Here is a 10,429-nt window from a genome sequence, read left to right as displayed (position 1 = left end):
CGTTCTGTCCCCGGGGCACTGAATTACACAGACAACAGTCTGTTTTATCAGACCGTCTCAGGCAATATCACGCGAAATGACGTGATTGATTTTTTAGAGCAGGTGGCCAGACAAGGGGAAAACCGCCTGACATTTTTAGTGCTGGATAATGCCCGCATCCATCATCACATTGAGACAAAAAGAGAAGTGGAGTGGTTACGTGAGCATAATCTGTTTTTACTTTACCTTCCGACGTACAGCCCTGAATTGAATCTGATTGAGATCGTCTGGAAGCAAGCCAAATATCACTGGCGACGATTGATGACCTGGACTCAAGAGACGATGGAAGAAGAAATCAATGCATTGTTGGGCGGTTACGGTGAAAAATAGGCAATTAATTTTTCTTGATTACTTAACACAAAAATCAGATGCAACCCAATTACCTGTAATAGAACGTTTCGCTGCGAAATTATTTCGATTTATACCTGAACTGTGTGGGATAGTCGATGATCATGTGCAAACGGAATAGCTGCATTTGGGCTATATTGCGTAATGAGGCATTGGCTCATTAATGCCGGAATAGGCACTGAACTTGAGTATAATGCCCGTTTTTGAGAATAAGCTCTTGGCACTGGCACCAGGTATGATTTTTGCCATACCTGACGCAGCAGAGTGAATCACTTTAAGGTTTTTCTGCCTTCACCGCTTTGCCACGTAATAGCTTCCGAACCCAAAAGCGATTTGGGTGTAAAGCCGCCAATGTTTCATCATCAAGCGGTAGCGCTTCGCCAAAAATCTGGCTAGCCAGTAATTCTGCACTTAAAGGCGCAGAGCATAATCCACGCGAGCCTAACGCACCAAGCACAAATAAATTCGGGTAATAAGGGGATTCGTCAATAACCTTATTCGTGTTTATTTGTAGGGATAAATTCGCATATTTATCCATAAGCTCACTGAAAGCAGGCACATTTCCGATCATGGGCATATGATCCCGAATGACACAGCGGATACCCTGGCGGGATTTTTCTGCTGAAATGTCAACTTGCTGTGGCCAATCAACATCAGGAAAACATTTTAATAAACGATCGCGGTTTTCTTGTTGCTCGGCAGAGGAATACAGAGTGTTCAACTGATTGCGCTGATAACTGGCACCGAGACAGTGATATTGATTGTTAGGATTGACGGGCGTCATGTAGCCATCGTAACACAGCACACTTTTTAATTGGCGCAAGTCATCCGTGGTTGGAATATGGCTAACTTGACCACGAACCGCAGTGACAGGGAGTTTTTGAGTTTGTTCAAATTGCGGCAGGCAGTGACCATTGGCAATAATGACCACGTTGTGATCCTTGCATTGCAGATTTGCTTTATGTTCAATTTGCAACTGCCAGCCGTTTTCATTTTGAATGAACTGAGTCACTTTATGATTAAAATAAACCTTCATTCCCTGTTGTTCAGCCCGTTTAATCACCGCTTGAGTCAATTGTGCGGGATATAACCACCCTCCTTGCGGATAGTGAATGCCATCGTAATTTACATCTAACCCACTGACGTGGCTTAATTGGCGGCGATCCATACCAAGGGCCATTTCGTCCGGCCATGCTGTCCGTCGCATTTTGCCAATTTTATTCGCGCTTTTTTCATCATAAGCTAACTGGCTGACCCCACACCATTGGTAGTCAAAAGGGATATTTTCATCAATTAATTGATCGTACTGACGGCGGGAAAACGTAAATGCTGATGTAAAAAAGCGTTCTAATGGATCGTTATTACCATTGAGTAAGGGATAAAGCGCCCCTTGTTGATTACCGGAGGCATTTTGAGCAGGTTGCGCATCCTGACAGTATAGCGTGACCTTGGCGCCACGGCGCAGTAAAGCCAGTGCGGTCAGTGCGCTGGCAATACCGCCGCCGATGATGGCAATATCATCGGTATGGGTAGCCGCTTGGCGGGAAAACCACGGCGTATCAGGTAAGGGAAGTGGATCACTTAACGGGGATAGGGTGCCAGTTAGCATCTCTCGTTTACGCCCAAATCCTTTAACTTTAGCGACATTAAAACCTGCTTTTTGCAACTCTCGGCGGACGATACCGGCGGAGGTAAAGGTCGCAAACGTCCCTTCAGGACGGCAAAATTTTGCCATTGCAGCGAACAACTGTTCACTCCACATTTGTGGATTTTTTGCTGGCGCAAAGCCATCTAAAAACCAGGCATCAACTTTCCCTGTCAGGTTTAAATTGATTTTCGGTAACAGATCATTGACATCCCCAAACCAAAGATCCAGCGTGATAGCGCCATTATCCAGAATCAATCTATGACAGCCAGCTAGCGGTAAGGGCCATTGCTGGCATAATTGTGCAGAAAACACGTTAAGTTCTGGCCAACGTTGGTGCGCTGTTTGCAGGTCAGCCGCTTGTAATGGGTATTTTTCAAAACTGATATAATGCAGCCGTTTTAATGCAGCTTCAGGATATTGTTGTCTAAAATGAGCGAAAGCTCGCCAAAGTGTCAGGAAATTCAATCCAGTACCGAATCCAGTTTCTGCAATAACGCACTCTGGACGGGAATGGGTCGTAAAACGTTGTGGAAAGTGATTACCTTGCAAAAATACATACAATGTTTCTTCCAGGCCATCTTGATTGGAAAAATAAACATCATCAAACTGCTCTGAAATGGGGGTTCCTTGCTCGTTCCAGCTTAGGGTTGCGTTGCTGATAGCACTGCTTTTCACAATAATGCCTGTACTGTTGATAACAATAATATCGGGATTTTAACGGTCTTCATTGGGTTGCACCACCCATGCTAAAGCGTCAAGTTGAGTTTAGATCAATCTTTCTTTGAATTTTTAACCTGATCGGACTTGTTCAGCGTACAAGTGTACGCTAAATTGCAGTTGAGTAAATCCTGCTGGTAAACATATTGATGAGGTAAGTAATGAAACGTGCAGTAATCACTGGTCTGGGTATTGTCTCCAGTATTGGTAATAACCAGAAAGAGGTGCTGGAATCTCTGAAAGAGGGCCGTTCCGGGATAACTTTCTCAGAAAAATTTAAAGAGATGGGAATGCGCAGCCACGTCTGGGGCAATGTAAAACTGGATACGACTGGTTTGATTGACCGCAAGGTTCTACGTTTCATGAGTGACGCCTCTATTTATGCTTATCTGGCAATGGATGAGGCCATTAAAGATTCTGGCCTGTCCGATGAACAAGTTTCTAACCTGCGTACTGGCTTGGTGGTTGGTTCAGGCGGCGGCTCTCCTTATAACCAAGTGGCTGGCTCCGATGGTATGCGTGCCCGTGGGTTGCGTGGCGTTGGGCCTTATATGGTCACACGTGCAATGGCTTCTGGCGTATCAGCGTGTTTAGCCACACCGTTTAAGATCAAGGGCGTCAACTACTCCATCAGTTCTGCGTGTTCAACGTCGGCACACTGTATTGGCCATGCCGTTGAATTAATCCAACTCGGTAAGCAAGATGTTATTTTTGCCGGGGGCGGTGAAGAACTCAGTTGGGAAATGGCGTGTGAATTTGATGCAATGGGCGCACTTTCCACCAAATATAATGAAACACCAGAACAAGCCTCCCGTACTTATGATCAGGACCGTGATGGTTTTGTGATTGCCGGCGGCGGCGGGATTGTTGTTGTTGAAGAATTAGAGCACGCATTAGCCCGTGGTGCGCATATCTATGCTGAGATCATCGGTTATGGGGCAAATTCAGATGGTGCCGATATGGTTGCCCCTTCCGGGGAAGGCGCGGTGCGCTGTATGAAGATGGCACTGGATGGCATTGAAGGTGGCGTTGATTACATCAATACCCACGGAACGTCGACGCCAATTGGTGACTTGAAAGAGCTGGGAGCCATCCGGGAGGTTTTCGGTGACAATACGCCGGCCATTTCCGCCACTAAGGCGATGACCGGGCACTCATTAGGGGCAGCGGGTGCTCATGAAGCGATTTACAGTTTGTTGATGCTGGAACATGGCATTATTGCACCAAGCATCAATATTGAAAATTTGGATGAAAAAGCACAGGGCATGGACATTATTACTGAACCCACCAAACGCGAGCTAAAGACAGTTATGTCCAATAGCTTCGGGTTCGGGGGGACAAATGCATCCCTGGTGATGCGTAAGTATTCAAACTGATTATCCGCAACTGCAATGAATGAAAGCCAATCCACTGACGAGGTGGATTGGCTTTTTAATTAGTGAGTTATGGCTTTATTGTGGTGTTTATTGCGGCGTCTATTAATGATGCGCAGAACCGGTGGGATAACAATCACCAGTACCGCCAGCACCAGCAAAACCTGAGTAATCGTACTACTCCACAGGATGTCAAAATTTCCATTGCTGATGGAGAGTGCCCGCCGCAGGTTTTGTTCCAGCATGCCGCCCAAGACGAAACCTAAGATCAGGGGTGACATTGGGAAATTCATTTTTCGCAGTATATAACCGAAAACGCCTAACCCAACCATCAACATAAGATCAAACGTGGTACTGTGAATGGCATAGACGCCAACGGCGGAAACAATGGCGATGGCAGGAACCAGAAACCACATTGGAATATTCAGCATACGGGTAAATAGCCCAATCATCGGAATGTTCATGATCAGCAGCAAAATATTGGCGATCAACAAAGCCGCAATCAGCCCCCAGACAATATCCGGCTGTTCTGTGAACATGGTGGGGCCCGGCGTGATGTTATAAAGGGTCAAAGCCCCCATCATCACGGCGGTTGTCCCTGAACCGGGTACACCGAGCGTCAACATGGGAATGAATGAACCACAGGCTGAGGCGTTATTGGCTGCTTCTGGGGCGGCGACACCGCGGATATCCCCTTTGCCGAATGAATCACTGTTACCGCTGAGCTTTTTTTCTGTCATATAGGTGATGGCACTGGCGATGGTCGCCCCGGCACCCGGTAATATTCCCACGAAAAAGCCAATCAGTGAGGAACGCAAGGTTGGCCCGACACACGTTGCCGCTTCTTTTTTATTGAAAAGCAGGCGTCCTGTTTTACTGATGGCTTTTTGACCCATAGACGTGCTTTCCAGCATCAATAAAATTTCACTGACGGAAAACAGCCCAATAACAACCACAATAAATTGAATCCCATCGGAGAGATGGACGCTATCAAAGGTAAAACGGTAAACGCCTGTATTGGCATCTACGCCGACGGTGGCTAACGCCAGACCGATTAGGGCTGCCAATAGTGATTTTACCGGGTTTTGGCTCATCATGCTGCCGAGGCAGGCAATAGCAAAGACCATCAGGGCAAAGTACTCAGCAGGCCCGAATGCTAAAGACCATTGTGCTAACAACGGGGCAAATAAGATGATGCCAAGGATAGCCAGCAGTGAACCACAAAACGAACTGACGGCAGAGATAGAGAGTGCAACACCTGCCCGTCCTTGCTTTGCCATGGGATGGCCGTCAAGGGTTGTCATGATAGCGGCTGCATCTCCCGGTACATTCAGTAAGATCGAAGAGATACGGCCTCCGTATTCGCAGCCAATATAGACGGTAGCCAATAAGATTAAAGCTGATTCAGCGGGTAATTTCAGGGCAAAAGCCAGTGGTAACAGGATTGCGACTCCATTGATAGGCCCCAGGCCGGGTAATAACCCAACAACCGTACCAATAAAGCAACCAATCAGTGCAATGAGCAAATTTTTCGGCACTAATGCGACTTCAAAACCGTGGCTCAGATATAGCCAAGTGTCCATGATTATCTCCTCAACTGAGCCAACTGCCGACGGGCAGCGTGACATCTAACAGACGATCAAAAGCAAAAAAGAGCGAAATACCCAGAAATACACCGGAAATAATTGCGATAAGGAGCGTGGCGTTAAAGAGTAATGCCACACAAATCGTCAATAATGTAGTGGCGAGCGGAAAACCCAACCACTCAAATGACCCGGCATAAATGGCAAGTGAAATCACCAACAAGGCCAAGCGACGTAACACTTGTGGCGTTGGCCAGTGGATGGGATCCGGTTTTTTAAACAGCAACAGTAAAGCACAGAGTGCCATGAGTGAAATAATAACGATGGGAAACGGACGAGGGCCTAGAGGTTCATAGTTATATTCGCTATGAATTCCCCATCCAATCATCAGGCCAATTCCACACAGAATCAGCCATACCGTGGCAAAGATGCGATCGCTCATGATGCCGCTCCCGTTATTTGGCTAAACCAAAGGATTTCGCCATTTCATGGTATTGAATGACCTGTTTTTTCACATAGTCATCCAGTTCTTTGCCTGTCATATTGAATTCAAATAACCCACGTAGCTCACGTTGTTGTTTGAATTCCGCAGATTGTTGCAGTTTTTGAAAGGTCTCTACCCACCATTGATATTGCTCATCAGAAACTTTTGGCCCCATATAAAAGCCACGAATGACCGGCCAAACAAGGTCATAACCCTGTTCTTTTGCGGTTGGAATATTTGCCAGCTCACCACCTAACCGTTTCTCCGCATAAACAGCCAGTATGCGGATCTTATCGCCGTGAAGGTAAGGTAAAGTTTCACTCAGGTCACCGGAGACGACTTGGATATGATTTCCCAACAACGCCGTGATAGGCTCACCGCCACCTTCGAAAGCGACATAGCGCATTTTGCGGGGATCAATACCCGCCTCTTTGGCCAGTAATGCGGTTTTCATCCAGTCTTGGCTACCGATAGACGCGCCAGCACCAAACACAATACTCTCAGGGGCCTTTTTAAACGCTGCCATCAAATCCGTCAGGTTTTTGTAAGGGGAGTCATAGTTCACCGCAATCATACCGTAGTCGGTACCGACACTGGCCAGCCAGCGTACTTCATTGACGTTGTAACGACCAAATTTGCCCTGAGCAAGATTCAATAGCGAACCGCCAGAGAACGCAACAATCGTGCCGGGTTCAGCGGGTCTTTGGGCAATGATGGCATTATAGGCAACCGCACCGACACCACCGGGCATAAATGTCACCCGCATGGGCGAATCTATGGTTTGGGTTTCCAATAGTGAGATTTGGACGAGTTTACAGGTTAAATCAAAGCCTCCACCGGGTTTGGCCGGTGCAATACATTCGGTTCTATTGGGCGCTGCGGTGGCAAAAGCACTACTACAAAGAAGCAGGCTTGCAGTAGCTAATAAGGTTATGAATTTTTTCATTTTTATTCCTCGCATAATGCCAGTACAAAGAGATGAAGGCTAAATTTCTGGCAGGTGTTTATTTATATAGTTGAAACCTTTCAATTACCTTTCATTAACAATAAAAATCATATGGATGTGACCCTAGTCGCTTAATTTGTGCGGCGTTTTGCATATTTTTGTTAATTATTTGTTTGAGTTTGGGTTTTTTGTTAACCCATAAGCAATTGCTAAACCTTCATATTGCAATTGTGTTATATCTCCGCTTTATTTCTCTGGTTAATTTTTAACAATAGGTATTATTCATGCGTCTCTTATTGGTTGAGGATCATCCCGATTTATTACATTGGTTACAGAAGGCATTGAATCATTCTGGGTTTGTGGTGGATCTGGCGGAAGATGGTGTGGTGGCCGATCAGTTATTGCAGACGGAAAATTATGCGTTATTGATTCTGGATGTTGCCTTACCCAGATTGGATGGATTATCCCTGTTATCGCGGTTACGTAAGCGCGGTCAAAACTTACCGGTATTGTTATTAACCGCCAAAACCGAGGTGACGGATCGGGTGAAGGGGTTGAATGCGGGGGCGGATGATTATTTGACCAAGCCTTTTGATTTTCAGGAACTGGAAGCCCGCGTTCGTGCCTTGTTGCGTCGTAGCACGGCGATACCGCAAGAGACACAGAAATTCGGTTCATTAGCTTATGAAGATGAAGGGTATTTTCTGTTAAACCATATCCCTCTGGCACTGACGCCCAGGGAATTATCTGTCCTGACAACACTTTTTCATCGCAGGGGGCGTCCGGTTTCTAAACAGCAACTGTTTGAGCAGGTGTTTTCCTTGGCAGATGAAGCAAACCCACAAAGTATCGAACTGTATGTGCACCGGTTGCGGAAAAAATTACTCAACAGTGATATCGGGATCAAAACCTTGCGTGGATTGGGCTATCGGTTGGAGTTGCTGCAATGAAGTCTGTGAAAATACCGCGTTCGTTATTCCACCAATTGCTGTTGTTCTTCGGCGTACCGTTATTGTTGTTGGGCTGCGCTTCTGTTTATAGCCAGTATGTCAGTGTGAAAAATTCTACCATGCTGGCTTATGACCGAACCTTGTTGGCCTCAGCCAGAACCGTCGCTGAACGTTTGACAGTGAAGGAGAGGCGTTTGATCGTTGATGTGCCTTATGTTGTCTTGGACAGCTTTGAACGCAATACGAACGATCGCTTGTACTATCAGGTTATCTCACCGGAAGGAAAGACGATTTCCGGCTACGATGACCTTCCCCGGATACCGCCGCACATTCAGCGTTCGCCTTTATATACCGCCTTGGCCTATTTTTATGATGCAGAATATCAGGGGCAACCAATACGGGTGGTGGGATTGTATCAGCCGATTAATGAAGGGGGCACTATGGGAATGGCGTTAATATTGGTGGCAGAGACCGTGATGTCCCGTCAGTATATGGCGCACCAATTACTGCTTTCATCCCTGATGAATCAAGGCGCGGTTGTCTTATTGACTTTGCTCCTTGCGTATATTCTGCTCAAACTCCTGCTTAAGCCATTGCGAAAACTGTCAGGCATGATGATCCGCCGTGCTGCGAATGATCTGACACCCTTGCCAGATATTTTGCCGTGGTCTGAACTTTCTCCATTACTTCAAGCGCTCAACCGTTATATCGAACGGTTGCAGTTAATGGTAGAACGTCAGGAGCGGTTCAGCGCCGACGCTTCCCATCAACTGGGGACACCTTTGGCGGTGCTGAAAACACAGGTTGCCGTCGCACGTGCGGAACAAAATCCAGAACAGAGAAGCAACACACTGACGGCGATTGATCAAAGTGTGGACAACATGATTTCACTGATTGATCGCTTATTGCAATTTTCACAGCTTAAAGTGCATAAAAAAGAGGCAATACAGCATTATCAACCGGTCAATATGGTGGAATTATTGCAACAAGCCTGTTTTTCCCGCTTACAGCAAGCAGAAAGTAAAGATATTGATTTAGGCTATGAAGGGGAAGACGCCTTGTGGATCAAAGGCGATCCGCTATTGTTAGCCGAAATGTGCGCCAATCTGTTGGATAATGCCATCAAATATACGCCGCAAATGGGCGTGGTAACGGGCAGAGTGCACATTATGCCGGATAAAAAACAGGGCTGCCTTGAGATCGAAGATTCAGGGCCGGGGATTGCCCAAGAGGATATTTATCAATCGCTTATGGCGTTTAACCGATTGGATAATGCTGCCGGGCTGGAGGGGGCGGGGTTGGGGCTGACCATTGTGAAAGAGGTCAGCCTGTATCATGGCGCCACGCTCCAGCTTTTGCCCGGCGAACGATTAGGAGGATTGCTCGTTCGAATTATATTCCGGCTTTCTGCGAGTGAGCGGAATACGTAATTGCTGGGCGAGTATTACACCGAACAGCACAATACTTCCCCCAATTAAGTGATAACTGTGCATTTTTTCATGCAGTGCCACGATAGCAATGATAGCCGTAAAAACGGGCGCCAGATTCATAAAAATAGACGTCATATTGGCCCCAATGCGCGCGACTCCTTGTATCCATAAATAGGGTGCAATAATGGAGGCGGGAATGCCGGCAAACAGGACAAGGGAAATATTATCAGCCGTTAATTGAATATTCTCTGTCATCATAAAATTGGGCAGCAGTAATAAAACGCCAAAGCCAATTTGCATATAGAGTGATTGCCAGTTGGGTAAGGGAATCGCCCAGCGTTTGGTTAAAACGCCGTACAAAGCATACGAAGCGGCGGCAATAAACATCATCACTTCTCCAGTACCCAGACCATGCTGCAATAAGGAAGGCGGTTCTCCTTGGCTGACCAGCCATAACAAACCGAATACAGACAGCGCGGTGCCGAGGGTGATACCCACCGTCGGCGCAACCCGCAGGGCAAAGATACTGATAATGACGGTTAATAAGGGGATCAGTGAGGTGAAAATACCGATGATTGTCGCACTGACGGTATGGGCGGCGTAATAGGCCAGGCTTTGGTTCAGCACCATGCCCAGCGATCCCAGAATTAATAACTTCCACCAGTATTGGGCCACGATTTTCCGCTGTTTCAGAACGGGCAATAAGACAAAAGGTGTCAAAACCAGAAAGGCGATGAACCATCGGTAGAAAGCAATGGCGGCGGGTTCAATCAGCGTAGCCGCCGCTTTACTGACAACGGCATTGATTGACCAGATCAGTACCGCGACGAGGGGAAACAATAAGTTCTTCATCAAGCTAGATTATTTATATCAGTGTATTGTTGGTTTAGTTTAGCAGTGACCGATTTATT

Annotated in this window: 9 protein-coding genes; 4 read left to right on the top strand and 5 right to left on the bottom strand. The window is 46.7% G+C overall.

Annotation, left to right across the window (positions count from 1 at the left end; genetic code table 11):
• The coding region (locus PSI15_RS16060) for a transposase (RefSeq protein WP_273584405.1) at positions 1–369 on the top strand (369 nt) is incomplete at its 5' end.
• A gap of 292 nt (positions 370–661) precedes the next feature.
• On the opposite strand, the gene mnmC is transcribed toward PSI15_RS16060, so the two are convergent.
• Positions 662–2,710, bottom strand: a complete 2,049-nt coding sequence (mnmC, locus tag PSI15_RS16055; protein WP_273584404.1) for a bifunctional tRNA (5-methylaminomethyl-2-thiouridine)(34)-methyltransferase MnmD/FAD-dependent 5-carboxymethylaminomethyl-2-thiouridine(34) oxidoreductase MnmC — start codon at positions 2,708–2,710, stop codon at positions 662–664.
• A gap of 203 nt (positions 2,711–2,913) precedes the next feature.
• On the opposite strand from mnmC, the gene fabB reads away from it, so the two are divergent.
• Entirely contained in the window at positions 2,914–4,128 is a 1,215-nt protein-coding gene (gene fabB / locus PSI15_RS16050) for a beta-ketoacyl-ACP synthase I (protein WP_045971511.1), read from the top strand.
• A gap of 59 nt (positions 4,129–4,187) precedes the next feature.
• Here fabB and PSI15_RS16045 read toward each other — a convergent pair whose 3' ends face one another.
• Genes PSI15_RS16045 through PSI15_RS16035 form a run of 3 tightly spaced genes read right to left on the bottom strand, consistent with a single transcriptional unit; the run spans position 4,188 to position 7,138 of the window.
• The gene (locus PSI15_RS16045) at positions 4,188–5,708 is read right to left on the bottom strand and encodes a tripartite tricarboxylate transporter permease (RefSeq protein WP_273584403.1); all 1,521 of its coding nucleotides are present in this window, start codon (positions 5,706–5,708) and stop codon (positions 4,188–4,190) included.
• Between the two features lie 10 nt (positions 5,709–5,718).
• Positions 5,719–6,150, bottom strand: a complete 432-nt coding sequence (locus PSI15_RS16040) for a tripartite tricarboxylate transporter TctB family protein (RefSeq protein WP_273584402.1) — start codon at positions 6,148–6,150, stop codon at positions 5,719–5,721.
• A gap of 13 nt (positions 6,151–6,163) precedes the next feature.
• Positions 6,164–7,138, bottom strand: a complete 975-nt coding sequence (locus PSI15_RS16035; protein WP_273584401.1) for a Bug family tripartite tricarboxylate transporter substrate binding protein — start codon at positions 7,136–7,138, stop codon at positions 6,164–6,166.
• 284 nt (positions 7,139–7,422) lie between these two features.
• Between PSI15_RS16035 and tctD the strand changes: the two genes are divergently transcribed.
• Positions 7,423–8,088: a transcriptional regulator TctD gene (gene tctD / locus PSI15_RS16030; protein WP_273584400.1), complete on the top strand. Its 666-nt coding sequence runs from the start codon at positions 7,423–7,425 to the stop codon at positions 8,086–8,088.
• The gene (locus PSI15_RS16025) at positions 8,085–9,518 is read left to right on the top strand and encodes a sensor histidine kinase (protein WP_273584399.1); all 1,434 of its coding nucleotides are present in this window, start codon (positions 8,085–8,087) and stop codon (positions 9,516–9,518) included. The genes tctD and PSI15_RS16025 overlap by 4 nt, the downstream gene beginning before the upstream one ends.
• Here the strand turns inward: PSI15_RS16025 and PSI15_RS16020 are convergent.
• On the bottom strand, positions 9,459–10,370 hold the full coding sequence (locus PSI15_RS16020) for a DMT family transporter (RefSeq protein ID WP_273584398.1): 912 nt from the start codon (positions 10,368–10,370) through the stop codon (positions 9,459–9,461). The two genes, PSI15_RS16025 and PSI15_RS16020, sit on opposite strands and share 60 nt — an antisense overlap.
• Between the last annotated feature and the right edge of the window lie 59 nt (positions 10,371–10,429).

This window comes from Xenorhabdus sp. PR6a (genome assembly GCF_028599065.1).
In the GTDB taxonomy this organism is placed as follows: domain Bacteria; phylum Pseudomonadota; class Gammaproteobacteria; order Enterobacterales; family Enterobacteriaceae; genus Xenorhabdus; species Xenorhabdus doucetiae.
This window is presented reverse-complemented; position numbering and strand designations above follow the sequence as displayed.

Coding starts and splice junctions, on each gene's coding strand:
- PSI15_RS16025 (WP_273584399.1), top strand. CDS start 8,085: ATGAAGTCTGTGAAAATACCGCGTTCGTTATTCCACCAATTGCTGTTG.
- fabB (WP_045971511.1), top strand. CDS start 2,914: ATGAAACGTGCAGTAATCACTGGTCTGGGTATTGTCTCCAGTATTGGT.
- PSI15_RS16020 (WP_273584398.1), bottom strand. CDS start 10,370: ATGAAGAACTTATTGTTTCCCCTCGTCGCGGTACTGATCTGGTCAATC.
- tctD (WP_273584400.1), top strand. CDS start 7,423: ATGCGTCTCTTATTGGTTGAGGATCATCCCGATTTATTACATTGGTTA.
- PSI15_RS16045 (WP_273584403.1), bottom strand. CDS start 5,708: ATGGACACTTGGCTATATCTGAGCCACGGTTTTGAAGTCGCATTAGTG.
- PSI15_RS16040 (WP_273584402.1), bottom strand. CDS start 6,150: ATGAGCGATCGCATCTTTGCCACGGTATGGCTGATTCTGTGTGGAATT.
- PSI15_RS16035 (WP_273584401.1), bottom strand. CDS start 7,138: ATGAAAAAATTCATAACCTTATTAGCTACTGCAAGCCTGCTTCTTTGT.